This is a genomic window from Colwellia sp. PAMC 20917, assembly GCF_001767295.1.
Taxonomy (GTDB): Bacteria; Pseudomonadota; Gammaproteobacteria; order Enterobacterales; family Alteromonadaceae; genus Colwellia_A.
In genome coordinates, this window is sequence record NZ_CP014944.1 from 11,961 (window position 1) to 36,298 (window position 24,338).

Consider the following 24,338-nt stretch of genomic DNA (forward strand, 5'->3'; position numbering starts at 1 on the left):
ATGATAATGTACTGGTATTGAGGATATTTATCAAATAATTGACAAATATTGATGGCAGGTGATCGAACAAAGCAGCCCTCAGGCTCAAGTATGTGGCTAGCGGTTGCTGGCATATTTGCACCCATTAAGAGAAAAAAAAGTGACCATTCAATGAGCGTTCAGCAGTCATAGAGATTGTTCTCGATCTATAACTTTATTCTTCTTTTTTGATTATGATATTAGTATCAAAATCGATTTATGGAACGTCCGCTAAGCCTAAGGTTATTAAGTTAGCTGTCGAATGTCTTAGGTCAACTAACTTGTGCTCAATTGACCTAGACAAACACTGACAATGTAAAACTCTAACTTCTATATTGCGCACAGACGAGTCATAAAACCGAATTAGTGAAAGGTCAGCTAACGTATCTTTGCCGACTTAAATTGAGGTGAGTATTAGTCAATATTTTTGACCGCTTTAGGCTCCAAGCGGCCTTTCGTCTAATCAATATAATGACTGCTTTATAGAATGTTTGTCATTTATTTAGTGGCAATGCGTATGTAATTGAGTGGCTATAGTCGATGCAATTGGGTGGCAAAGTCACACGTTATTTTCCAGTATGTGCGTTTTTTGCACATACTCCGTTTATGCAGACTAAAACCTTACCCGTATCATATTTGATAAGGCACAATCGAATGAATGATTTATGAAAATTATATTATTTAATGCCGATTTCGAGGTGATGGGCACAACCCCCCTTCAAGGTGTGATATGCACTTTGATGCCTTTGAGTTTTGTTCATTTTTTAACTCTAAAAACTACATTGTCATAGATCAATATATTTTTTTGTGTAAGGAAACCTAATTATGACTCACATTATTATTGACAGAAATAAGATTGTAAGTCATTGTTAATTTTCAATGGAGTGTGCTAATAATATGGATATAAAGCTAAAAAGAAATTATTCCTGTATTATCCCCCCTTCATATTGTTAAATTAATTTATTATAGGTCTCTAATTTTGCCTCTCTTTATTTCAAATGGTTTTTTAAAGAAAACCTTAGCTGTATCTTCACTAATTTTAACTTTGGTAGCATGTGGTGGTGGTAGCTCAAGCTCAACAACTCCTGAACATATTCCTGAACCTACAACAGATGCTAAGTGGGTAGAAACATCTCAATACGTTATGGAACTTCATTACAACGGGTCATTGTATACTCCCGATTTAAATGAATCAGCGTATGAACCATTACAAAACGCTTCATTGAATTATATTAAGGATGTAAATGGTGATATCTATAAAGGCCTAGGTATGTACACTGCTGGTCATTATCCCGATTATTTACAAGATAATCCAAGTGCTAGAATATATGTAAACGATTATGGGTTTATTCGATCAAAAGGATATCGATTTATCTCTAGCTTTGGTACTAATATACGTGCTGAGCATGGTCAAGTAACAGTAATGGAGTTCGCAAGTTCTTCATTATCACTTAGAGTACAAGAGCTTGGGGATAACTTTGATCAAAACACAGCGGTATTTTACTGCACTATAGCCCAACCTAGTAATAACTATCCTAAAGGAGCTTGGAATTGTCATACAAAAGACTTAGGTAGTTTCGGTGAACATGATATCACTGGCATTCCCATGCCTACTAGTTTAAGAGAAGACTATGCGGTATTGCTTGAACAACATATGCTTAAGCTAACAATAGGATCTTACTAAAACAATTTCAGTGAAAAGGGATATTTAAAGCTCTCTTAGGTTTTTGTGCTCTCCCCCTCGAAACCAGCAGTAAATGAAGTAAACCCTCATTTGCTTCATTCACTCACCACGTTTTTAAAGGGTTTCGATATAGGCATAGATATACATACAAGTGACTGAGCATAATGGATAAGATTTAGTAATTGGTTTTATGATCAATTTTTACGATAATTAATGTATAGCGCATTATTTCAACTTGGGATATAAAGTTGAAAACTTATTAATACATTGAAAAGTTTCATGTGAGTCAGCTTGGCTTAAAAGAGTTTCTTCAAGAAAAGATAAATCGAAGAAAAGGTATATAACAAGTTTCTGCACGCGGACTTTGATACAGTTGGTGAGCAAGGCGTCAAGGGAAAATTATGGAGCCATGTACAAATAAAGAGAAAAGGATGGGCTTGGATTTTGACAGCCCTGGAGTCGATGCTGACAATATCACTGCATTCGCGAAAACCTCAAGAATAATTGGTGTCGCTTTTGTTATTGTTTTTTTGCTTTGGGGGAATTTGTATGAGTGGTCTTATTATAAATCTCCATTTGAAGCATTTATTAAAATGTTAGGAAGTCAGCAAGGACATGATTGGTCAATTTTTTTAACAATAACAATCGGTATAGCGGGTTGGTTTTACCGTTTCTATGTTGGCGTTCGTGTTTGCTCTACTTTTCTTAAAGTCTTGGGTTTTTTAAAGAAATTGGTTCGCTCAATATGAACCTAAGAAGCCTAAGGATATTTTGTGGGAAATCATGCATGGGTTGAAAGAGATGATCTTATGATTTTCTTTTTATGCAAGTTTGGAGTTGAAAATTCGCCTTTATCTAAGCAAGAAATCGCTGATAAAATCGGTGTTTCATTAGGCAGTGTTAGCTATAGAATAGGAAACTTCAATGCCATTAACGGTGTTGGGAGTGCGACTAACTTCGCTAAATTATCGCTAAAAGTCCATGAGCAATATTCTAACTTTTCAATACAAAAACTAAAGGCCATTGCATTTACTTAACGCACGGACCATACATGCTTAGAAATTTAATATTTGTATTGTTAATAACTCTGCTTTTAAGTGGGCAATATTTATTCGCGAATAATTTAAAAAAAGATATTAATGTCATTTATAGTAAAGACTATCTTTTTGTGGATTATCATGACCCTGGATATTTAGGGACACAGAGCGGAGATAAGTTCTATTTTGGCTATAAAGGCTTTACATATGAGAAAATTTCAACTTGGGGTGCAGGTAGAAAAATAACTCTTAAATATTCATTGGACGATGGAACTTACTTAGAAGATATTATTTCTGGAACAAAAGTTTATGGTTATTTTCTAGTTTCAGGAGAACACCCTATTTCTATGATATCTTCTAGTTGTTTAAAATCCGAAAGCTCAATAATGGGGGGCGCTGGTTGTTTTCAAGATGAAGTAGATAATTGGTTGTTTGAAATTGATAGGGTTATGAAAAAGCTTCAACAGAAATACTCAAAAGTCGAGTATGAGTTGATAGTGCAAATGCATCAATCATGGCTTAAATACAAGAAGATTAGATATTTAGTTGGTAGCACTATTCATGCTAACGATAAAGGAACGATTACTACTATTGAAAGTGCCTCCAGAGCAAGTTCAGTTTTTTATAACCATGTTTCTTTTTTATTACAACTTGAATATGAATAGATTTTTATTTTTAAAAAAGTTATATTTTTGGATGAGCGCGGAGTAAGCATTGAATGTAATTTTACCGTTAATGAGCCGCTTAATGTCGATAGGTGGTCGCTTTTGTGTGGATAATAATTCAGATTCTGATCAATTATTTAATAATGGGTGTGGGGGGCCTAACTATGTCTATTATGCAGATAATAGAACATTAGAAGGAGGTGTTTCGGACTTTCCCCGAAGAACTCGAACTTCAATCGAGTATGACATTTCTTCCTTACTAAGCTATTCTATTTCTAACGCGACTTTGAAATTATACAACATAGTTTCTAAAGATTTGACTCTACCGGGACAGCCTGCTCCAAGCAGTGAGCTTTTAGGCTATTATGGTAACGGAGTAGTTACACAAAGTGATATGATTGCCGGAAATGTTATTCAAGAATTTTTCCCCGAATATTAGGCGACAATTAGCTTGGCCGGGTCGCGACAATTAGGTTGACCGGTTTTGGTACACTTTAGATATATCAAATTCAATAGAGAAAGATATGTCTGGAAAACCCATAACCAAGCAACAGGTTAATTTATATATGTCTTATCGTAAGGATCATAAACAAACAGCAGCCGCTGCCCAATCTGGTATGTCAGAGCGTACAGCTCGGCGTATCGAATCCGGCCAGCATTCAACCACACATCTCCCTAGGGTTTATCGAACACGCAAAGATCCATTTAATGGTGCGTTTGAAGAGCATCTAGTGCCATTGCTCAAAGCAGATCCTGAACTTCAACCCATAACTTTATTAGATCAGCTCGATACACTCATGCCAGGTAAATTTGGTCACAATCATTTACGTACGTTACAACGTCGAGTCAAAAAGTGGTTGGCAACTGAAGGGCCAGAGCAAGAAGTTATCTTTCGTCAAAAGTACATGCCAGGGTTTATGGGGATATCTGATTACACTTGGATGAACAAACTTGAAATATCTATTGCAGGCCAAGCATTTTCTCATAAGCTTTTTCATTACAAGTTAGTGTTCAGTGGCTGGACGTATGCTCAACTTGTCTTTGGTGGTGAAAGTTTCGAATCACTCTCTACAGGTTTACAAAATGCATTTTGGCGCAGTGGTGGTGTACCACAGACACACCGAACCGATAGCTTAAGTGCTGCATTCAATAATCATTATGAACAGGAAGCGTTAACTGAACGCTATCAAAAGCTATGTGCTCACTATAGCGTTGTTGCGACGCGTAACAATAAAGGTGTAGCTCATGAAAATGGTGCGATTGAAGTGGCACATAGCCATTTAAAACGAAAAGTAGATCAGCAATTACGACTACGTGGCAGTCGTGATTTCGCGACAATTACCGAGTACCAATCGTTTCTTGATGTAATTGTCGCCAAAATTAATCGCCAATGCAAAACTCGATTTGATGAAGAGCGCAAGCACTTAAATGATTTGCCTAAACGTCGTACCAACGACTTCTGCGAACAATACGTTAAAGTTACCTCTAGCAGCACCATCAGTGTTAAACGTGTGACGTATACCGTACCTTCTAGATTAATTAGTCATCGATTACTTGTACACATTTATGATACTCGGCTGGATTTATTTCTTGGTCATGAAAAAACGTTATCCCTGTCTAGAGTCTATGCTCAAGGACACTTAAGATCACGAGCAGTAGATTATAAACATGTGATCCACTCACTTGCGAAAAAGCCCAATGCGTTCAAATACTCGCAGTTACGAGAAGATTTGATCCCAGAAGGTGACTTCAGTTTGTTGTGGCAGCAGTTAACAGCAGAGCATGTTAGCGATAAAGACTGTCGTTATATGGTTGAATTATTGTTACTCGCTCATAACTATAATTGCGAGCATGCCCTTGGTCGTTATGTCTTGAAAAACCACGAGCAAGGTAAGTTTATATCTATTGATATGTGCCGTAAATTGTTTGCCCCTAGCACGCTCGTCATACCAAACATTGTCAGTCATCAACATCAAATAAGTGATTACGATATATTGCTTGGAGGGTTACATGGCTAATATTCTAAGCTTACCAATATTACTGAAAGAGCTGCGCTTAAGTGCGATAGCCAAAGAATGGGAAGTCCTTGCCCAAAAGGCTGTTTCACAGGAGTGGGAGCCTGAATTATTCCTTGCCGAGCTATGTGAACTTGAAGCTAATCATCGTCATGAAAGTCGATTAAAACGGTTACTTAAAGAGAGTAAATTACCCGTAGGTAAACAACTACATCAATATAAATTTGACGAAATAGAAGGTATTACGTCACTGCAAATGAAACAAAAAGTTAATCAGATTGACTGGCTTAGACAAGGCCATAATATCTTATTGTTTGGTGCTAGTGGTTTAGGGAAAACTCACTTAGCGTGTGCTATTGGTTACTCATTACTTGAAAAAGCAGTGCGCGTTAAATTCAGCACTAGTACAGCTATTGTTCAAGAACTCCAACGTGCAAAAGAAACGTTGGGCTTAACTGATGCCCTAAGAAAACTCGATAAATATGAGCTGTTGATATTAGATGATATCGGCTATGTGAAAAAGACTGATAGTGAAAGTCAGGTGTTGTTTGAACTGATTGCACATCGTTATGAACGAGGCAGTTTGTTGATCACATCGAATCAAGCATTCAGTGAGTGGGATAGTATATTTGGTGACAACATGATGACTGTTGCTGCTATCGACAGACTTGTTCACCACAGTGATATCTATCAAATAAAAGGAGAAAGTTACCGAAAAAAACAAGCTATGCAACTAAATTCAAATACCGGCCAAGTTAATTGACGCCAACCGGACAAGTTAGTTGACGTCTAATACCCGAAGAAGAATCCTTTATTGAGTTAGACGTAACACAATTTATATCAGAGTCAATAAACGATAGTTCAAGTTATGTGGGGTTCACATTTCGAATCAAAAATGATTTTCAGCAAGGAATATTTGCGAACGTGTTTTTTGCAGGTGAGATAACATCAGGAGCAAATATAAAGGCACAATGGACGCCTAAGTTAATTATTACAACCGTCCCTGAGCCACCAACACTAGCAATTTTAGCTCTAGGCATTATAGGATTAGCATCACGTCGATTTAATTAATAAACAATCTTAATAATTCTTCATAGTAAACTCTAGAAAACATCAATTGTAATGGTTGGTGTTTTTTCGTTTCTGGTGATTGAGAATTACGGTTTTTTCAACTGTAAACCACTACAAGAGGATTATTAATCCTTTTTAGCTCTCCATTTAACAAACTTAATTATCAATTTTAACTAAAAATACCTTCTATCGAACGACGGCTCTTGGCTCAGACTATGTGTAAAAACTCCCGAAGGAAAAATTTTATGCAACGCTACGTAAATTAATAAGTAGCTTTACATCAAATATAATACTGAATTTAATCGAAAGAGCATTTTTCCGTTGGTTTTAACCAATTACTCAAGTTTGAAATAGTTTTCACACATAGATGGGCTAGCAGTTGTCCTAAAGAGCAACCCATAGTTAATGTCAGGAAAGGCACATTGAACGTTAACATAGTCACTTAATGATGTGTTTCGAATGTTTATTAAGGTTCACTTATGCCAGTTGAAGTCAGGTTTCAACTTTATTTGGAGTGTTTTTGGTACTTTTTTAATAATTAAAACTTACTACCACATTTGTTTCTATCTTTATGTTTATGGACAAAAGTCCATTTTGCTCAACGGCATGAGTAGGTTTGTTTGGTGTTTTTTTTCGATGTCTATTTAGCTTCTACAATAAGCAAAAACAATGATGAATATTATCAATACAATGTACCGAAAAACAATGGAAATAAAATTGAAAAGACCCAATTTACGTAAGCATCAAGTAGAATAAATCACTTAAAAACACACCAACGCCTACTGTTTGGGTAACTAATAGACCCTACTCGTTGGAAGATGAGTACATTCTGTCGTTTTGATATTATGCTTGAAGTTACATCACCAGACGCTGAGAGTTATGAACGTAAAGGCAAGCAACTAAGTCTAGAATTACGTATGCGTAGCGAATTTATTGCTCATATTGAGAAAGCGAAAAAGGTAACAAAAAAATTCTCAACCGCTAGTGATGCCCAGGAACATATTACCGTATTATTAAACGTTTATAATTAGAATGTTGACACGAGAAAATCGTGTCGTGTTCAAATTCCCCGAATGCCAGTTTTCATTTTATATCAACAGGATACCTTATAAGTTACGTGTCAAAAGATAATCAATTAAGATAGGTTAACGTACATTAAAGTCACTGTTTTTCGTGTCTTTTTACTAGGTATAATTTGAAATATATAATTTAGGCTAAGGTCAAAAGTCAGAGAAAGCTAACTTTTTTTAAAAATTTAAAAATTATTCGTGTTATTCAATTTGACACGATATGGACACGAGAGTAATTTTTGCGATTATAAAGTTAATATAATAAATAGACATTAAAAGTTATTATTAATTATCAGAGAGTTATGTTTCTAGTGAAATTAGGCAGGTGTTTTCTGGGGAAATGTATGTTTTTGATATCAATTATTATATTTATATAAAATATAAGGAAATCAATAGATTGGTTGCGGGAGCCAGATTTGAACTGACGACCTTCGGGTTATGAGCCCGACGAGCTACCAGACTGCTCCATCCCGCGTCCGAATGTCCTACAATAAGTAGGAAGCCCTAAAGGTTTTAATTCTCTTTAGAAGAATTGGTTGCGGGAGCCAGATTTGAACTGACGACCTTCGGGTTATGAGCCCGACGAGCTACCAGACTGCTCCATCCCGCGTCCGAATGTCCTAATACCTTCTTAGGAAAGCCAAGTTGTTTTAATTCAAACTTAAGAATTTGATTTTATACTTATATCTTAAGTTGGTTATCGGAGCCCATATCTAATTGAGAGGGAACTGACGACCTGATTTTATACTTATATCTTAAGTTGGTTGCGGGAGCCAGATTTGAACTGACGACCTTCGGGTTATGAGCCCGACGAGCTACCAGACTGCTCCATCCCGCGTCCGAATGTCCTAATAACTTCTTAGGAAAGCCAAGTTGTTTTAATTCAAACTTAAGAATCTGATTTTATACTTATATCTTAAGTTGGTTGTGAGAGCCCATATCTAATTGAGAGGGAACTGACGACCTGATTTTATACTTATATCTTAAGTTGGTTGCGGGAGCCAGATTTGAACTGACGACCTTCGGGTTATGAGCCCGACGAGCTACCAGACTGCTCCATCCCGCGTCCGAATGTCCTAATACCTTCTTAGGAAAGCCAAGTTGTTTTAATTCAAACTTAAGAATCTGATTTTATACTTAAGCGTAAGTTGGTTATCGGAGCCCATATCTTTCGAAAGTGAACTGACGACCTGATTTTATACTTATATCTTAAGTTGGTTGCGGGAGCCAGATTTGAACTGACGACCTTCGGGTTATGAGCCCGACGAGCTACCAGACTGCTCCATCCCGCGTCCGAATGTCCTAATACCTTATTAGGAAAGCCAAGTTGTTTTAATTCAAACTTAAGAATCTGATTTTATACTTATATCTTAAGTTGGTTGTGAGAGCCCATATCTTTCGAGAGGGAACTGACGACCTGCTTTTTATACTTAAGCTTAAGTTGGTTGCGGGAGCCAGATTTGAACTGACGACCTTCGGGTTATGAGCCCGACGAGCTACCAGACTGCTCCATCCCGCGTCCGAATGGTTTAAGTATTTCCATAAAGGTTATACATAAACAAGCCATAACTGTTTTAATTCTTGTTATTAACGAATGCATTTCAAAAGCCTGAGCCCTTGAAAGCGATGCGTATCTTAAGGATAGTTACTTCACATTGCAAGGCGTTTCTTTAACATTTTTACATCTATTAAAAAAAGGCAGTTAATTGCCCTAATTGTAGTCTAAACGGTGGTTTTATGACCTTTAAAGTCTGCTAATACGGTTATTAAAAATATTTTAAAATATATATCAGTGAATATTGGTGTTTTATGCACGTCTCTATATAAGTAGTTAGCGTCTTTGTTTATAATTGCGGGCATAAATCGGTCTGGAAAACACTCATGCAGCAATTTTTAGCATTAACATCTCCTGGTATAGAAATTTTATTAGCTCAAGAGCTAAAAGATTTAAAAGCATCACAAGTCGTGCAAAAGCCTGAAGGGGTATATTTTACGGCAACAATTGAAGAGGCCTATAAAATCTGTCTCTATTGTCGTTTATCAACGCGAATTTTATTAAAACTTGCTGAAGGTGATGCTGAAAATAAAGATAAACTTTTTGCAACCGCGCAAAGTGTTAATTGGTCTGAACAATTTTCGAGTAACCATACCTTTGCTATCGACTTTGTCGGGTCAAGTGATGAAATCAGAAATACCCAGTTTGGTGCGCTTACGATAAAAGATGCGCTAGTTGATCATTTTCGTGACCAAGGTATGGATAGACCTTCTGTTGACAAAAGTTCGCCAGACATCAGTTTTCAAGCGCGTTTGTTAAGAGAAAAGGTTGTTATCTATCTTGATTTCTCTGGCCGTAGTTTATTTAAGCGTGGCTATCGCGAGCACTCGGGTGCTGCGCCATTAAAAGAGCATCTAGCGGCGGCTATTATTACTCGTTCAGGCTGGTTAGATGATACGACTAAACCGCTTGTTGATCCTATGTGTGGTTCTGGCACGATTTTAATCGAAGCTATAATGATGGCCGCAGGTTACGCGCCGGGTATCGACAGAGTAAAATGGGGATTTGATTGTTGGCTTGGTCATCAATTATACCCGTGGCAAGCACAATTAACTCAAGCTAAACAAAAATCACATCTTGGTCTTGAAGAATTAAAAGCGAAAGTTTTTGGTATTGATATTGATAGCCGAGTAATAAATACCGCACAAGTAAATGCTCGTAATGCCGGTGTTCAAAAGTTTATTGAATTTTCATGTAAAGATATCAATAATTTAAATAATGGTTTTGGCCACAATGGTACTTTTTTACTCAACCCTCCTTACGGAGAGCGTATTGGTGAATTACCAGAGCTTGTTGAAAATTTTGTTTTATTAGGTCGAAAACTAAAAGCACAATTTGTGGATTGGCGTATTGCTATTTTAACAGCGAATGTTGAATTGCTTTCGATGATGAAGCTAGCAAGTCACAAACGCTATAAATTTAAGAATGGTCCATTAGATTGTCAACTTGCTCTTTATAACGTCGATGAAAAACAAGCTTCAGGGCAAAATAACGATGCAGAATTCGAAGATAAAGATTCGGATTTTGGTAATCGCTTATTAAAAAATAAGAAAAATTTAAAAAGCTGGCTGAAAAAAGAAAATATTGAATGTTATCGTTTATACGATGCAGATATTCCAGAATATAATGTAGCGGTAGACGTTTATGGTGAGTATTTGGTTATTCAAGAGTATTCAGCACCTAAAATTATCGAAGAAAGTAAAGTAGCCAAACGTTTACAAGAAGTTATCTATTTTGCTCCTAAGGTACTAGGTGTTCCTACCGATAAGGTGATATTAAAAACCCGTGCCAAGCAAAAGGGCAGTGACCAATATCAACGTGTTGATCAAAGTAAACAGTCGATGATTATCAACGAACATGGTGCAAAATTAAAAATTAATTTATGGGACTACCTAGATACAGGATTATTTTTAGATCACCGCAAAACCAGGCAAATTGTTGCACAGAAAGCTAAAAACAAATCATTGCTTAATTTATTTGCGTATACCGGTTCTGTTTCATTGCAAGCCGCACTGCATGGCGCAACTAGTATTACTACTGTTGATATGTCTAATACTTACTTGAACTGGGCACAAGAAAACTTCGCCTTGAATAAATTGTCAGGTCATAAATATCAATTTGTACAAGCTGATTGTTTAACTTGGTTAAAAGAGCATAGGGGCACTTATGATGTTGTTTTCGTTGATCCGCCAACTTTCTCAAATTCTAAGCGTATGGAAGACAGTTTTGATGTGCAAAGCGATCACGTGGCGTTAATTACTGATGCAATGAAATGTGTTGCTGAAAACGGTGAGCTTATTTTCACGAATAATAAACGAAACTTCAAAATGGACTTTGACGCTGTTGCTGCTTTAAATTTTGAGGTGAAGTCAATTTCAGAGTTAACCCGCGATAAAGATTTTCAGCGTAATAAGCACATCCATAACAGTTGGTTAATTACCCGTAAAAAAGTTACGGCTTAATGAGTGTTTTATTTCACTTATATAGTAGTGCCGGTTGCCACCTTTGTGAGCAAGCTGCAGAGTTAATTGTTGATATAATACCCGATCACCAAATTAAGGTGGTCGATATTATTGATGATGACACCAGTAGCGAAAATAATTTAGTAAAATTATACGGTGTTCATATTCCCGTATTAGAGCGCTTGAGTGATAACACACTATTATTCTGGCCTTTCGAACAATCACAAGTAGTAGAGTTGATATAAACCATGGAATTAATCCGAATAGCTCAAGGCGAATTAGCCTTCGGTGAAGACAGTATTTTAGATAAGACAGACTTAACAGTAAAAACGGGCGAACGTGTCTGTTTAGTTGGTAAAAATGGCGCAGGTAAGTCTTCATTAATGAAAGTGTTAATGGGTAAACAGAACCTAGACGATGGTCAAATTTTGATGTCGAGTAACATTAAATTAGCGATGTTAGAGCAAGATCCGCCTGAGTCATCTGAAATGAGCGTTTTTGATTATGTTGCTCAAGGTGTTGCTGAAAATGCAGAATTGATTAAGCAATATCACCATATAATTCATATTATTGGTGAAGACCCTTCAGAGAAGAATCTTAATAAATTATCGAACGTTCAACAACAACTTGACCAAGCCAATGCTTGGCAAGATGAACAACGTATCGATAAAGTATTAACCACGCTAGCGTTAGAAGCAGACAAAATGATTTGCGATCTCTCTGGTGGTTGGTTACGTAAACTGGCATTAGCGAAAGCATTAGTCAGCGAGCCTGATGTGTTATTACTTGATGAGCCTACTAACCATTTAGATATTAGTAGTGTGTTGTGGTTAGAGCAATTTCTAAAAGACTTTAAAGGCACTATCATATTTATTAGTCATGATAGAGCATTTATTCGTGGTTTAGCGACCCGTATTTTAGACTTAGACCGTGGTCAGCTTGTTAGCTATCCTGGTAACTATGATCTTTATATCGAACAAAAAGCTCACGACTTAGAAGTTGAGTCCACACAAAATGCTCTTTTTGATAAGCGTCTAGCTGAAGAAGAAGTATGGATAAGACAAGGGGTTAAGGCTCGCAGAACGCGTAACGAAGGCAGAGTTCGTTCACTTGAAAAGTTACGAGTCGAACGCCAAGAACGACGTGAAGTTAAGAAGCAGGGCGATATTAATATATCAACCGGTGATCGCTCAGGTAAGTTAGTCTTTGAGTGTGAAAACTTGCATATGGCGTTTGGTGATAAAACCATTTTCAATGGTTTAGATCTACTTATAACGCGTGGTGACCGTTTAGCGCTTATTGGTGCCAACGGTACGGGTAAGTCAACGTTAATCAAATTAATCATGGAACAACAACAACCCAGCTCAGGAAAGATGCGTGTTGGTGTTAATTTAGATGTGGCTTATTTTGATCAACATCGCGATGCTTTAGACTTGAGTATGACCGTTCAGGACACCGTTGCCGAAGGTAAGCAAGAAGTCACTGTTAATGGGGTAACACGCCATGTATTGGGATATTTGCAAGATTTCTTATTCAGTCCTAAACGTGCTAGAACTCCTGTACGTGCGCTTTCAGGTGGTGAAAAAAATCGCTTGTTATTAGCACGTCTATTTTTAAGACCCAGCAACTTACTTATTCTCGATGAACCAACTAACGATCTAGATATAGAAACTTTAGAATTATTAGAAGAAGTCGTTGCAAATTATGCAGGAACCGTTATTTTAGTAAGCCATGATCGCGATTTTGTTAATAATTGTGTAAATAGTTGTCTTTACTTTGATGGCAGTGGTGAAATAACAAATATTGTTGGCGGTTATGATGATGTTGATAGTTATTTAGCATACAAAGCTGAACAACGTAAGCAGTTAGCTGAAGGTATAAAAGCCCCCGTTAATTCAGTGAATGAGAGTAAAACCGCAGTTAATGTGCCGACTAAAAAAAAATTATCGTTCAAAGATAATCGTGAATTAGAAGCGCTACCTGGGCAGGTCGATGAACTTGAAGCATTAATAAATTCATTGCAAGAAAAAGTCAACGACGCTAACTTTTTTGCTCAAGATAGCGATAAAACAAAAAATATATTGAACCAGCTTGAAGAAAGTGAGTCAAAACTCGAAATCGCTTTCGCAAGATGGCAAGAGCTAGATGAATTATAACAAGAAATGAGAGTTAAGTAGTATATGAACAAATTTGTAAAATCTGTATTAGTTTTAGGAATTAGCAGTGCGTTAAGTTTATCAATGGCACAGGCAGCTAAATATGAAGTTATCGATAAAGGTGGCATTGATATAGTTAAATATAGTTATGCTCAGCAAGAAAACAACCAAAATCAAATGGCTATTTCTGGCTCAGATATTTATAATTTTCCAGTTCAATTTCAGTATTTTGATACTAATGATTTTGATAGTATTGTTAGATTTGCCAATTTACAATATGAAGATGTTGATGGCTTAGTCGATATAGAAAACGAAAACGACTTAAGGTTAGGCAATCCAACCGCTAATGATTTAGCTTGGGCTGTCCTGTATTTGACTAGTCAAAACAGCAGCAGCTCAGCTAGGTTTTATCAAAAAATTGGTAATATATTGGCTATGCGTAACTTAACGGGTAAAGCAGGTGATACTGAAAGCTTTGCTGTATTTGACCAATACTTCCCAGATACCACAACATTGACGCGTTCAACGGTTGATTATGTAAACGGTATTACTAATGATGGCTGGATTTATGGTAACGGCTCAGCTCCATATACTGCATTGCCATTTACGGGCACTGATAATAACCCTGTTGTGTATTGGGTTCGTGATTTTACCTCAAGAGCCTTTTATTCTCCTGATGCAGGCAATACCATTATTGAATTAAAGCCACCGACTGAAGGTGACGATGTTGCTGAAAATCTTCGCTTAGGCGGTGATTCTGCTATTTTAGACATGAGTGAATCTTTATTTGCTGTAGGTTATGCCAGTACGAGTATCGATCAAGAAGCGCTTGATTTTATTTTTGATGAAACGGGTGGCTGTGCAGACCCTGCTATTTTAGCAAATGCTCCGTTCGAAATTTGTATTCAAAATGCAGTGTCGAGTATGTATAACACTGAAGCAATAAAATGGACGCTAAGTTTGGAAGGCGTAACAAAGACCGAGACTTTAGGGCATTTAGTTACGCCAAATGTTGATGATAGAAGAGAATTTCTTAACTACGCACAGGCTATTAATAATGATGGAGTTGCTGTTGGATTTGCTCATGGTTGGGTGGATGAAAACGAAACAGCACCAAGCAGAAATGAACGTCGAAATTTATATGCGGTAGTTTATAAAAATGGTCAAGTTAAAGACTTTACAGATGATCATAGTAAGTTTTTTGATTCACGTACTTACGGTATTAATAATGCTGGTATTGCTATCGGCCACACTAAAACTGTGGTAAATGGTAATACGCGTACAAAATTCTTTCATGTAGATACCAATGATTTTGATAGTGGTATGCAAATGATAAGACCTGATGACTTTTTCAAGGGCTCATCTAGTACTGCACGGGCTATTAACGAAAATGGTATTATTGTTGGTGAAGGTGAAGTTGAAACACATAACGATCAGCAGTCTCCTCGTCGTAGACATGCTTTTATGTATGAGATTGCTAGTAAGACTTTTACCGATCTCAATGATTTTTTAGCTTGTGACTCACAGTACACGATTATTGAAGCGCGTGACATTAACGATAAAAATGAAATATCTGCTTCAGCTCTTATTAAAGCACCTCGCCGTGATGCAAAAGGTGAATTGATGTTTGATTTAGATACTGGTGAGCAGCTTGTCGAAGATGTTGTTCGTGCTGTCACATTGAGGCCGTTAGCGGGTGAGATAGATGACTGTTCAGCGGTTGAGAAAAAAATAGAAAGACAAGGCGCTGGTTTAGGCTTTATCAGTTTATTCGCTTTATTAACCTTTGGCTTTACTCGACGAGTGTTGAAAAAAAGCTAACGATGAGTTTTTAAATATATGATTAGGTCTAGGTTAATTATTAACCTAGACCTTTTTTATGCGACATTGTTATTTATTTCATTTACCTCAAGCAAAAATTATTAAAATGCATATTTCTGAACAAGAAAGAGACGCGGTTTATAAAACTATCTTTTCACGTCGAGATGTTAGAAGCGATTTTATTAACAAACCCATCCCAGAAGATATTTTAAAGCGGGTATTAACCGCCGCGCATCATGCCCCAGTGTTGGTTTCATGCAACCGTGGGACTTTATTGTTATTAATGATAAAGAAACAAAACAAAAAATTAAGCATGGATTTGAGCAAGCAAATTCGGTCTCTGAAAAAATGTTTACAGATGATAAACAACAAAGCTATCAAAAATTAAAACTTGAAGGGATTTTAGAAGCGCCGATAGGAATATGTGTCACATGTGATAGAGAAAGAAATGGCCCAGTTGTTTTAGGAAAAACGATCAAAGCTGAAATGGATTTATACAGTGCAGTTTGCGCTGTACAAAACTTATGGCTTGCCGCAAGAGCCGAAAATTTAGGCGTTGGCTGGGTAAGTATTATCGAAGACGAGAAACTTAGAGATGCTTTGAATATTCCCGAAAAAATTGAAATCATTGCCTATTTATGCGTTGGTTATGTCACACATTTCAAAGACAAACCTGAATTAGAAAGTGCAGGGTGGTTGCCGAGACGTTCAGTTGATAACGCGATACACTATAATAAGTGGACACCAGAAGTAAACTAACAGATACAACGGAGCATATCATGACAGAAGAAACTATCTTTTCAAAAATAATCAGACAAGAAATACCGACACCTTTACTCTATCAAGATGAACTCGTGACAGCATTTAGAGACATAACACCACAAGCGAGTACCCATGTCCTTATTATTCCGAATAAATTAATTCCGACGGTTAATGATGTCACTGACGATGACGAACTCACTCTAGGACGTATGATCACTGTCGCTAAAAAAATAGCTAAAGAAGAGGGCATTGCTGAAAATGGCTACCGCCTGATTATTAATTGTAATGATCATGGCGGCCAAGAGGTTTATCACATCCACATGCACTTAGTCGGTGGGCAACGTTTAGGTAAAATGATAGCGCTTTAAAGCTTTGTATTTATATTGAATACAAATGAGTTGAGTCGCTGAAATGCTACGGTCAATGGTAATGCGTGAATGGCAAAGCTACTTCATAATTATTATAAGATTTTTTATTGGTTATACTGTGTGAATTGGAAAGAATTATTAGAAAATAAGAACCGACTTTTTTGGTTAGTGCATAGCACAAGTTGGTTTGGATTTGCTTTAGTGCATTATTTAGGATCATTATTACATGATCCTCGTGATATTTTTGTCGTGATAATTTTTCTCAATGCTTATGCAGGTTGGCTGTTCACTGTGCCTTTGCGCTACCTATATCGTAGAGTTTGGAATTTTAGTCCTGCAAAAATAGCCGTTGTGGTCATAGTCGCCTCCTATTTGGTTGGCGTACTTTGGCAAGTTGTTAAAAACATTAACCATTGGGAAATATACAAGCACGGTTATCGCCCTGATTTTTGGCTGTACTACACCACTAACAGTGTTTATTCATTTTTTATTATTTTGAGCTGGAGTGGTTTATACTTTGGTACAAAATATTATCAAATGCTGCAAAAAGAAAAACAAAATGTTTTAGAGGCTAACAGCGTCGCTCACCAGGCTCAGCTTAAAATGCTGCGTTATCAGCTCAATCCTCATTTTTTGTTTAATACTCTTAATGCAATCTCTACCCTTATTTTGGTTAATGAAAATAAAATAGCCAATGGTATGGTGACTAAATTAAGTGAGTTTCTTCGTTATTCTCTTGATAAAGATCCGATGAAAAAAGTCACCTTAAATAGTGAATTGCATGCATTAAAACTTTACCTAGATATAGAAAAAGTTAGATTCGAAGACCGATTATGTGTAGAGTTTATCGCAGCGGATGATTGTAAAAATGCCTTAGTACCCAGTATGATATTACAACCTATTGCTGAAAACTCCATTAAGTATGCTATTGCTTCTCAAGAGAGTGGCGGTACCATTAAAGTTACGGTGACCCGCTTTGCCAATGACTTATTATTAGAACTTGCCGATGATGGTCCAGGCGCTGAAATTAAAAATGGTAATCTTTATCGTGAAAATGGTGTTGGCCTCGCAAACAGCCGAGAAAGATTAGCCGCATTGTACGGTAGTGATTTTTCTTTAGTTGTTGCCAATAATACGCCAAAAGGTGTTAAAGTGAGCATTAGAATGCCCTATGAACTAGAGATAAATACATGACAAAGCTTCTGTCAACAATCATAGTTGATGATGAACCTTTAGCAAGGAAAGGCCTTGCCGTAAGATTAGCGGATCATAAAGACGTTGATATTATTGCGCAATGCCATAATGGTCGTGAAGCACTTGAAGCTGTGCGAGCCTATGAACCTGATTTAATGTTTCTTGATATTCAAATGCCAGGCCTCAATGGTTTTGAAGTCGTGCAAGCTATTATTGAAAGAGGATTAAAGCTACCCATTGTTATTTTTGTCACCGCCTTTGATCAATATGCCTTACAAGCCTTTGAAGTTCACGCACAAGACTACCTGTTAAAGCCTGCTGATGAAACTCGCTTAGCCGAATCTATGGACAAGGTTAGGCAGAGCCTGATCAGCTCAGAAAATGCTGCTCATAAATCTAAACTTATTCAGCTAGTCAGTGATGTTACCGGTAATGATTGTGACAAAATTTTAGCTGAGCTCGCCAATAATCAACCGGTAAGTTTATCTTCTTACTCTGATATCTTGGCTATAAAAGATGCAGGAGAAGTGAGTAGAGTCCCAGTTAAAGACATTTTATGGATTGACGCAGCGGGAGACTATATGTGTGTTCATACCCATAGTGCTACACATATATTACGTAAAACCATGAAGCAGCTTGAAGAAATATTAGACCCAAAGCAATTTGTACGCAGTCATCGCTCAACCATAGTTAATAAAAATTATGTAGATAAGTTTTGTAGCCAACTTAATGGCGAATATTACTTAGTGATGAGTAATGGCAAAGAATTAAAAGTGAGTCGAAGTTACAAAGAAAAAGTTAAACAAGCTGTTGGTATTTAAAGCGTCAAAATTAGTATTTCCAATTGAATTATTTGCTTAACGTCTCTCTTATTAATCAGCGCAGGTTTTTTTAATCCACCTTTTCATTGAACGCTATTCCTTAAGCAGCCTTGTTTTTAATGGCTTTAGTCTTTTGGGTTAACTTTATTATTGTTACTTCACTTGGCATAGTTATTCTTCAAATGTCAGAGGATAAAATTTTAAAATCCCTTTATTGACCTTGGACTTTAGTGCAGTTTTCTTATGATTTTTTTACTCAACAGATAATTAAAGTTCAACGGGGATAAATAACAGTTGGCTTTTATGGCTTTATCGCTTACTTTAAATATCAGTTACTTGCCTATTCATCGGGCGCTATATATCAATTAATGGAGATTACTATGTCTACACCAGTACGAGCATCTGACACACCTTTTGCAGTCGACGTTGAAGAAGGTAAAAAATATTCTTGGTGTTCTTGTGGGGAAAGCCAAAAACAACCCTTTTGTGATGGCTCTCATAAAGGCTCAGAATTCTCACCAGTAAGATATACCGCAACAGAGTCAAAAAAAGTATTTTTTTGTGGCTGTAAACAAACGGCATCTCAGCCGATGTGTGATGGTAGCCATAAAAAAGCCCTAAGCTAAAATCTTTTATCTGCGACTAGGCAAAGACAAACGCTGTTTTGTTTGACCCTAGTTTTATCAGTATCGTCGACAAACCAATTAACAAAGATATTAACCAATTCCCTTCCTTATAATAATGTCTTGGTCAATGGCCATGCAAATTGCCACCCCCTCTTAGATTATAATATTTTACTTATAACTTGCTTGGGTTACATTAGCCTGATGCAGGTGTTTTAATTCTTTATCTAGTATATCCATAGCTTCTTTTTCGTGTATATAGCCGGAGTCGATTAACATGGGTAATCGACCCGAGTGATCAAGGTGTGCATGAGTGATCACCGCAGCATCTAACTCACTAATATCAAAAGGGAAGGGGTGATGGTTGTGTTTTTCATGGTGATGAGAACCTTGAAACATACCACATTCAATCAGTATATTTTTGTTATTACCTTTACCAAATAGCAAGAGCCAGTGACTTCTCTAGTGGCTCCAAAAAATTTAATGTTCATGTTAACTCCCATACCTTTTAATGTGGATAATATTGATATCTGGTTTGTTGATAAGGTTTTAATGAATAGTTAGGTTGTAAAAAGGATACTAAATCAATGAGTTCAGTCACAGTCATTACATCATTAAAGACTTTCATCTTTGATTCACCTTGAGGTGTTCTAAACTGTGGTGAATGTAAATTTGAAAATTTATGGGATGGATTAATTATAGAGGTAACCAATTCAGCATAAGTGACAATTTTAGTTTTGTTACCACCCAGAGAAACTGAAAGGATTTGCTGATTTGCAATACTATCATCCTTAACACCATCAAGTGTGTGGCAGGCTAAACATTGATATTTTAAGAAAGCTATTTTACCTGCTTCAATATTCCCTGTAGGCAGACTAAATCCTCTTGGCGAGTCAATTCCTTTATCACAACTGAACAGCGTTAATGACATAACGACAAGTAAACTCAATAGAAAGTATTTCATTATTATTCCTTAATCATTTTTAGGTTGAATTAATAGCCAGCTAATTAACACTCTGCGCTATATGAAAAAATAGAGAATCGGTTCTTGCCCATTGATAATTACAAATAAATTTCTAATCATATCAGGGGTATTTCATTAAATAGCAGAATAAATTAACAAGATACCTTAGCAAAGGTAGAGGTAGTAGCTTCTACTAATCGATTGATTTTTAGTCTAGTTACCGTTGATAAAGAGCGCTAGTTTATCTGTATCAAGGTTGATACAGATCAATCAGCTTGTTGTTAGTTAAGATCTCATTGATGAGTAGAGAGTAAATTTTGGCGTTGTTTATCATAGCTTAAGTAATGCAACTTATGACTTTAGATCACTTCATTAAACAATGTGTGGCAACGCACAGACACCTTGTTGATATCAATTTATGATGACTTATGGATATACATGCACTTTATCGATAGGGGAATTATTAAAATTTTCCCATCTTTTTTTAATGATTAAAATATGCAATTATTTTAATCAAATACTGCAGCTCATTGCCTGTTAATATTATAGTTTTTTAGCCAGTGTAGCTGCACACAGGAGCAACAAATGAAACGTATTTATTTTCTAGCCCCCGATGTTAAGGTTACATGTGAATTGGTAAACTTGTTTCGCGCTGATGGCATTAGCGATAGTCAAATGCATCTAATAGCAAACGATAAAATCGATTTAAGCGATCTCCCCAAAGCGGATGCATTGGATGATTCCGACTTGTACCCAGCGATAAAACGGGGTGTTATAGCTGGTGGAACGACTGGATTATTGGCAGGCCTGGCGGTTATAACCCTTCCGGCTACGGGTTTAGCCCTTGGTGGTGCAGCTATTTTAGGCTTTACCGTTGCAGGTGCGAGTTTTGGTGCTTGGGTCTCAGGTATGGTAGGCGCTGGTTTAAGTGATCAGGAGAAGGTTGCATGCGAAACTGCAATTAGTAATGGCGAAGTGCTGATGATGTTGGATGTTCCAGCTGATCACCAGATTGAGGTATATCACAATAAAGTAGCCAGTGTTTGTCCGCTGGTTGAGATTCGTCAAACAGAAATTACTGTACCACCGCTTTAGCCCTCCTTTTAAATAGAGACCTTACCTGCACAAGTGCGTCAGTAAATATCTACTACTGGCCACATCAAGGGTTAACGTAAGCACTTATAAAAAATAAAAAAATCACCATTTGAATTTCCTCAGATTCAACGGAAAGTTATCTAATAAATCCAAGCTGTGAAAACGTTATTTCAACACTCAACTTCAATCAAAATTCATTATTTGTGATGATGCTCTATCTATCACAGGCTGTATTGACTGAAATAATTTATGACGACTACGTGTGGTATCGAACAGAAAACTAATATTATTTATCGTAGAATTTCCTGATGATCCTGAGTCGGAAATTACAAAGTGTGTCTATCCAAAAACAAATAATATAAGACGATTATTTAATTAAAGTTATATTTTACAGTTTGATAGGATGGGCAGTTATTAATTATAAAGTTAAAACCTATTTTTCGAAAGTTAGTTAATAAATAGAGGAGCCTATGACGCCAGATAATAACAACGCTAAAAAGCCCAAATCAGAGCTACCTGATCTAAGCAAAGTAGTCGGTAAATTTTTTCAAAAGTATCAAGCATTACTGCCAACGAGTAGTGGCAAAAAACCTGGATGGATTATCCTTGCAGTTATATTGCTCACTGGTGGTATTTATACTGCGGTATACACAGTTCCTAGCGATTCTGTAGCCGTTGTACTGAGATTTGGTAAGTTTGAAGCTATTTTCCCCGCGGGTTTACATTTCAAATTACCTTTAGGTATAGAGCAAGTGAACATAGTGCCAACAAAGCGGCAGTTGAAGCAAGAGTTTGGCTTTTCAACGCCTGGTGCTAAAGACCCTGACCAAAATATCTCCATAAACAACTCGTTCAATGATTCTTTAAACAATATAGGCCGTAGTGCTCGTGAGCGTGACTTAGCCATAGCAAGTAATCAAGTGGGAGAAACGCAAATGGTGACGGGAGATTTGAATACAGCACTGGTGGAATGGGTCATTCAGTATCGAATTGCTGATCCCAAAAATTACTTATTTGAAGTACGTGATCCAGCAGGTACGTTACGCTATGTTTCTGAATCAGTGATGCGTGAAGTGGTAGGTGATAGAACCGTTGACGAAGTGATCACTATTGGCCGCCAAGAAATAGAAGTTGAAGCACTTAAAAAAATGCAGGCTTTGGCCACTAAATATGTAATGGGCATAAGTATTGACCAAGTTCAATTAAAGAATATTAATCCGCCGAAGCCCGTTCAAGCCTCGTTTAATGAGGTAAATCAGGCTCAACAAGAAAAGGAAAAGCTGATTAATGAAGCGCGCCGAGATTACAATCGTATTATCCCATTGGCAGAAGGCGAGCGAGATCAACGTATTCGCGAAGCAGATGGCTATAGAATAAAACGAATTAATGAAGCAGAAGGTGATGTCTTACGTTTTAATGCGCTATATGACCAATTTAAATTGGCGCCAGAGGTAACGCGCAGGCGCATTTACGTGGAGACCATGCAAAAAGTAATGCCAACCATAAGCAACAAAATTATCATCGATAGTGGCACAGTAGATGTTTTACCTTTGCTTAATTTAACATCTATTGAAGGGAGAAAACCATGAAACGTTATTTAAGCTTATTCACGAGTATTTTGCTATTCGTTATTATTACCTTACTTTATGGCGCCTTTTACACCGTAAATGAAGTTGAACAAGTCATTATTACCCAATTTGGTCGTCCCGTTGGGGAGCCGGTTGTTGATGCAGGTATTAAGTTTAAATTACCTTATATACAACAGGTTAATTCGATTGATAAACGTGTATTGGAATGGGAAGGTACACCTTCAGATATGCCGACAAAGGACAAGTTATATATTTCTGTTAGCTTATATGCGCGCTGGCAGATAACCGACCCATTGCCGTATTTTTTACGTCTGGGGGATGAGCGTAGTGCGCAGTCGAGATTAGATGATATTTTTGGTAGTGAGACACGAAACGCGGTAGCAACACATAAACTAATTGAAATTATTCGGACCACTAAAGGCCGACAACCTCTGCGTGACCCATTGTTAACTGATGCAGAGAAAGCATTAGATATGGGCAGTTTAGTGCCTATCCATAAAGGTAGGAAACTTGTCGAACAAGACATATTTAACGCCGCGGCAGAAAAGGTTAAGGTGTTTGGTATTGAACTGTTAGATATTCGTTTTAAGCGCATTAATTATAATGAAAGTGTACGACCAAAAATTTATGAGCGCATGATCAGTGAACGTCGCCAAATTGCCGAAAGGTTTCTATCTGAAGGCAAAGGTGAAGCAGCTAGGATATTAGGCAACCGCGAACGTGATTTAAATAAAATTCAATCAGAAGCTTATCGTCAAGTTGTAGAAATTCGCGGTAAAGCCGATGCTAAAGCCGCTGGAATTTATTCTACAGCACATAGCCAAAGTCAAGAATCTATTGAATTTTATGCTTTTACACGAACCTTGCAAGCCTATGAGCTTGCTATTGGCGAAGATACGACATTAGTACTGTCGACTAACAGTGACTTATTTAAATATTTACACAATGCCAACCCCCCAAAAAATATCATCGAAAAGTAAACGCTACATTGATATGTTAAATAGCATCAATACGAATAAGTCTATATAAAAAACTGCTTTACTGGTACTCCTAATTTGCATCGTTAGATGCTAGGAGTAGCGGTGACTATCATAACGAATAATTAACGGAGTGTTATCATGGGATCTCATCATACCAATCAAAATAAACACGCTACCGTGAACTTCTCTGCTTTGAAAACTGCAATAGGAAATGGCGAAGCATTATTAATAAAAAACTTACTAGCAAATCAATCCATGCAAGATCTTGAAAAAAAATACCTCATTAATTTAGCCTATATAAACAACAACTCCACGATCATCAAGCTACTCGAAAGTATTCCTGTTAAGGAATAGGCCATTAGTATCGTTAATATTGACTAGGGTTCAG

At 36.9% G+C, this 24,338-nt stretch carries 24 protein-coding genes and 6 tRNA genes; 22 read left to right on the forward strand and 8 right to left on the reverse strand.

Annotated elements, in window-relative coordinates; genetic code table 11:
- The first annotated feature begins 997 nt into the window (after positions 1-997).
- The 9 genes from A3Q34_RS00050 (at position 998) to A3Q34_RS00085 (ending at position 7,521) form a co-directional block, all read left to right on the forward strand.
- Positions 998-1,702 carry a hypothetical protein gene (locus A3Q34_RS00050; RefSeq protein ID WP_070373508.1) on the forward strand — a complete coding sequence of 235 codons (705 nt, stop codon included), beginning with the start codon at positions 998-1,000 and terminating at the stop codon, positions 1,700-1,702.
- Positions 1,703-2,103: 401 nt separating this feature from the next.
- Positions 2,104-2,451, forward strand: a complete 348-nt coding sequence (locus A3Q34_RS00055) for a hypothetical protein (RefSeq protein ID WP_157470699.1) — start codon at positions 2,104-2,106, stop codon at positions 2,449-2,451.
- A gap of 24 nt (positions 2,452-2,475) precedes the next feature.
- Positions 2,476-2,739 (forward strand): winged helix-turn-helix domain-containing protein, encoded by a 264-nt coding sequence (locus A3Q34_RS00060; protein ID WP_070373510.1) that lies wholly within the window; start codon positions 2,476-2,478, stop codon positions 2,737-2,739.
- A gap of 14 nt (positions 2,740-2,753) precedes the next feature.
- The gene (locus A3Q34_RS00065) at positions 2,754-3,404 is read left to right on the forward strand and encodes a hypothetical protein (RefSeq protein ID WP_070373511.1); all 651 of its coding nucleotides are present in this window, start codon (positions 2,754-2,756) and stop codon (positions 3,402-3,404) included.
- A gap of 49 nt (positions 3,405-3,453) precedes the next feature.
- Complete coding sequence (locus tag A3Q34_RS00070; protein WP_070373512.1) at positions 3,454-3,843, forward strand: hypothetical protein; 390 nt, start codon at positions 3,454-3,456, stop codon at positions 3,841-3,843.
- Positions 3,844-3,928: 85 nt separating this feature from the next.
- The gene (istA, locus tag A3Q34_RS00075; protein WP_070373501.1) at positions 3,929-5,422 is read left to right on the forward strand and encodes an IS21 family transposase; all 1,494 of its coding nucleotides are present in this window, start codon (positions 3,929-3,931) and stop codon (positions 5,420-5,422) included.
- Positions 5,415-6,182, forward strand: coding sequence for an IS21-like element helper ATPase IstB (gene istB / locus A3Q34_RS00080; protein WP_070373500.1), 768 nt, complete (start codon positions 5,415-5,417; stop codon positions 6,180-6,182). The genes istA and istB overlap by 8 nt, the downstream gene beginning before the upstream one ends.
- 161 nt (positions 6,183-6,343) lie before the next feature.
- Positions 6,344-6,490, forward strand: coding sequence for a PEP-CTERM sorting domain-containing protein (locus A3Q34_RS20750; RefSeq protein ID WP_231907397.1), 147 nt, complete (start codon positions 6,344-6,346; stop codon positions 6,488-6,490).
- Between the two features lie 818 nt (positions 6,491-7,308).
- On the forward strand, positions 7,309-7,521 hold the full coding sequence (locus A3Q34_RS00085; protein ID WP_070373513.1) for a hypothetical protein: 213 nt from the start codon (positions 7,309-7,311) through the stop codon (positions 7,519-7,521).
- Between the two features lie 437 nt (positions 7,522-7,958).
- Here A3Q34_RS00085 and A3Q34_RS00090 read toward each other — a convergent pair.
- The 6 genes from A3Q34_RS00090 to A3Q34_RS00115 all read right to left on the reverse strand — a co-directional run bounded on the left by A3Q34_RS00090 (position 7,959) and on the right by A3Q34_RS00115 (position 9,079).
- A tRNA-Met gene (locus A3Q34_RS00090) sits at positions 7,959-8,035 on the reverse strand.
- 58 nt (positions 8,036-8,093) lie between these two features.
- Positions 8,094-8,170: transfer RNA gene (locus tag A3Q34_RS00095), tRNA-Met, on the reverse strand.
- Between the two features lie 151 nt (positions 8,171-8,321).
- Positions 8,322-8,398 (reverse strand) — tRNA-Met (locus tag A3Q34_RS00100).
- Positions 8,399-8,549: 151 nt separating this feature from the next.
- A tRNA-Met gene (locus A3Q34_RS00105) sits at positions 8,550-8,626 on the reverse strand.
- Between the two features lie 149 nt (positions 8,627-8,775).
- Positions 8,776-8,852 (reverse strand) — tRNA-Met (locus A3Q34_RS00110).
- Between the two features lie 150 nt (positions 8,853-9,002).
- Positions 9,003-9,079: transfer RNA gene (locus A3Q34_RS00115), tRNA-Met, on the reverse strand.
- Positions 9,080-9,441: 362 nt separating this feature from the next.
- On the opposite strand from A3Q34_RS00115, the gene rlmKL reads away from it, so the two are divergent.
- The 9 genes from rlmKL to A3Q34_RS00160 all read left to right on the forward strand — a co-directional run bounded on the left by rlmKL (position 9,442) and on the right by A3Q34_RS00160 (position 19,325).
- A complete protein-coding gene (rlmKL, locus tag A3Q34_RS00120; RefSeq protein ID WP_070373514.1) occupies positions 9,442-11,577 on the forward strand; it encodes a bifunctional 23S rRNA (guanine(2069)-N(7))-methyltransferase RlmK/23S rRNA (guanine(2445)-N(2))-methyltransferase RlmL in 2,136 nt (711 codons plus the stop codon).
- Positions 11,577-11,822: a glutaredoxin family protein gene (locus A3Q34_RS00125; protein ID WP_070373515.1), complete on the forward strand. Its 246-nt coding sequence runs from the start codon at positions 11,577-11,579 to the stop codon at positions 11,820-11,822. Before rlmKL ends, A3Q34_RS00125 begins: the two co-directional genes overlap by 1 nt.
- Positions 11,823-11,825: 3 nt before the next feature.
- On the forward strand, positions 11,826-13,733 hold the full coding sequence (uup, locus tag A3Q34_RS00130; RefSeq protein WP_070373516.1) for an ATP-binding cassette ATPase Uup: 1,908 nt from the start codon (positions 11,826-11,828) through the stop codon (positions 13,731-13,733).
- 24 nt (positions 13,734-13,757) lie between these two features.
- Positions 13,758-15,554, forward strand: a complete 1,797-nt coding sequence (locus tag A3Q34_RS00135; protein WP_070373517.1) for a DUF3466 family protein — start codon at positions 13,758-13,760, stop codon at positions 15,552-15,554.
- 255 nt (positions 15,555-15,809) lie between these two features.
- Positions 15,810-16,313: a 5,6-dimethylbenzimidazole synthase gene (gene bluB / locus A3Q34_RS00140; protein ID WP_231907398.1), complete on the forward strand. Its 504-nt coding sequence runs from the start codon at positions 15,810-15,812 to the stop codon at positions 16,311-16,313.
- A gap of 20 nt (positions 16,314-16,333) precedes the next feature.
- Positions 16,334-16,684 carry a purine nucleoside phosphoramidase gene (gene hinT / locus A3Q34_RS00145; protein ID WP_070373518.1) on the forward strand — a complete coding sequence of 117 codons (351 nt, stop codon included), beginning with the start codon at positions 16,334-16,336 and terminating at the stop codon, positions 16,682-16,684.
- A 120-nt stretch (positions 16,685-16,804) separates the two neighbouring features.
- The gene (locus tag A3Q34_RS00150) at positions 16,805-17,878 is read left to right on the forward strand and encodes a sensor histidine kinase (protein ID WP_070376930.1); all 1,074 of its coding nucleotides are present in this window, start codon (positions 16,805-16,807) and stop codon (positions 17,876-17,878) included.
- Positions 17,875-18,699 (forward strand): LytR/AlgR family response regulator transcription factor, encoded by an 825-nt coding sequence (locus tag A3Q34_RS00155; RefSeq protein ID WP_070373519.1) that lies wholly within the window; start codon positions 17,875-17,877, stop codon positions 18,697-18,699. The genes A3Q34_RS00150 and A3Q34_RS00155 overlap by 4 nt, the downstream gene beginning before the upstream one ends.
- Before the next feature lie 380 nt (positions 18,700-19,079).
- Positions 19,080-19,325, forward strand: coding sequence for a CDGSH iron-sulfur domain-containing protein (locus tag A3Q34_RS00160; RefSeq protein WP_070373520.1), 246 nt, complete (start codon positions 19,080-19,082; stop codon positions 19,323-19,325).
- 168 nt (positions 19,326-19,493) lie between these two features.
- On the opposite strand, the gene A3Q34_RS00165 is transcribed toward A3Q34_RS00160, so the two are convergent.
- Both A3Q34_RS00165 and A3Q34_RS00170 read right to left on the reverse strand, forming a co-directional pair.
- A complete protein-coding gene (locus A3Q34_RS00165) occupies positions 19,494-19,769 on the reverse strand; it encodes an MBL fold metallo-hydrolase (protein WP_070373521.1) in 276 nt (91 codons plus the stop codon).
- Between the two features lie 61 nt (positions 19,770-19,830).
- Positions 19,831-20,286, reverse strand: coding sequence for a c-type cytochrome (locus tag A3Q34_RS00170; protein ID WP_070373522.1), 456 nt, complete (start codon positions 20,284-20,286; stop codon positions 19,831-19,833).
- A gap of 633 nt (positions 20,287-20,919) precedes the next feature.
- On the opposite strand from A3Q34_RS00170, the gene A3Q34_RS00175 reads away from it, so the two are divergent.
- The 4 genes from A3Q34_RS00175 to A3Q34_RS00190 all read left to right on the forward strand — a co-directional run bounded on the left by A3Q34_RS00175 (position 20,920) and on the right by A3Q34_RS00190 (position 24,304).
- Complete coding sequence (locus A3Q34_RS00175) at positions 20,920-21,381, forward strand: DUF1269 domain-containing protein (RefSeq protein ID WP_157470701.1); 462 nt, start codon at positions 20,920-20,922, stop codon at positions 21,379-21,381.
- 470 nt (positions 21,382-21,851) lie between these two features.
- Entirely contained in the window at positions 21,852-22,970 is a 1,119-nt protein-coding gene (gene hflK / locus A3Q34_RS00180) for an FtsH protease activity modulator HflK (RefSeq protein WP_070373524.1), read from the forward strand.
- On the forward strand, positions 22,967-23,950 hold the full coding sequence (hflC, locus tag A3Q34_RS00185; RefSeq protein ID WP_070373525.1) for a protease modulator HflC: 984 nt from the start codon (positions 22,967-22,969) through the stop codon (positions 23,948-23,950). The genes hflK and hflC overlap by 4 nt, the downstream gene beginning before the upstream one ends.
- A 138-nt stretch (positions 23,951-24,088) precedes the next feature.
- Complete coding sequence (locus A3Q34_RS00190; RefSeq protein WP_070373526.1) at positions 24,089-24,304, forward strand: hypothetical protein; 216 nt, start codon at positions 24,089-24,091, stop codon at positions 24,302-24,304.
- Positions 24,305-24,338: the final 34 nt, after the last annotated feature.

Excerpts from the sequence above, each read along its gene's own strand:
- A3Q34_RS00055 (WP_157470699.1), top strand. The coding sequence starts at position 2,104 with ATGGAGCCATGTACAAATAAAGAGAAAAGGATGGGCTTGGATTTTGAC.
- A3Q34_RS00065 (WP_070373511.1), top strand. The coding sequence starts at position 2,754 with ATGCTTAGAAATTTAATATTTGTATTGTTAATAACTCTGCTTTTAAGT.
- istA (WP_070373501.1), top strand. The coding sequence starts at position 3,929 with ATGTCTGGAAAACCCATAACCAAGCAACAGGTTAATTTATATATGTCT.
- istB (WP_070373500.1), top strand. The coding sequence starts at position 5,415 with ATGGCTAATATTCTAAGCTTACCAATATTACTGAAAGAGCTGCGCTTA.
- A3Q34_RS00085 (WP_070373513.1), top strand. The coding sequence starts at position 7,309 with ATGAGTACATTCTGTCGTTTTGATATTATGCTTGAAGTTACATCACCA.
- rlmKL (WP_070373514.1), top strand. The coding sequence starts at position 9,442 with ATGCAGCAATTTTTAGCATTAACATCTCCTGGTATAGAAATTTTATTA.
- A3Q34_RS00125 (WP_070373515.1), top strand. The coding sequence starts at position 11,577 with ATGAGTGTTTTATTTCACTTATATAGTAGTGCCGGTTGCCACCTTTGT.
- uup (WP_070373516.1), top strand. The coding sequence starts at position 11,826 with ATGGAATTAATCCGAATAGCTCAAGGCGAATTAGCCTTCGGTGAAGAC.
- A3Q34_RS00135 (WP_070373517.1), top strand. The coding sequence starts at position 13,758 with ATGAACAAATTTGTAAAATCTGTATTAGTTTTAGGAATTAGCAGTGCG.
- bluB (WP_231907398.1), top strand. The coding sequence starts at position 15,810 with ATGCAACCGTGGGACTTTATTGTTATTAATGATAAAGAAACAAAACAA.
- hinT (WP_070373518.1), top strand. The coding sequence starts at position 16,334 with ATGACAGAAGAAACTATCTTTTCAAAAATAATCAGACAAGAAATACCG.
- A3Q34_RS00155 (WP_070373519.1), top strand. The coding sequence starts at position 17,875 with ATGACAAAGCTTCTGTCAACAATCATAGTTGATGATGAACCTTTAGCA.
- A3Q34_RS00160 (WP_070373520.1), top strand. The coding sequence starts at position 19,080 with ATGTCTACACCAGTACGAGCATCTGACACACCTTTTGCAGTCGACGTT.
- A3Q34_RS00170 (WP_070373522.1), bottom strand. The coding sequence starts at position 20,286 with ATGAAATACTTTCTATTGAGTTTACTTGTCGTTATGTCATTAACGCTG.
- hflK (WP_070373524.1), top strand. The coding sequence starts at position 21,852 with ATGACGCCAGATAATAACAACGCTAAAAAGCCCAAATCAGAGCTACCT.
- hflC (WP_070373525.1), top strand. The coding sequence starts at position 22,967 with ATGAAACGTTATTTAAGCTTATTCACGAGTATTTTGCTATTCGTTATT.
- A3Q34_RS00190 (WP_070373526.1), top strand. The coding sequence starts at position 24,089 with ATGGGATCTCATCATACCAATCAAAATAAACACGCTACCGTGAACTTC.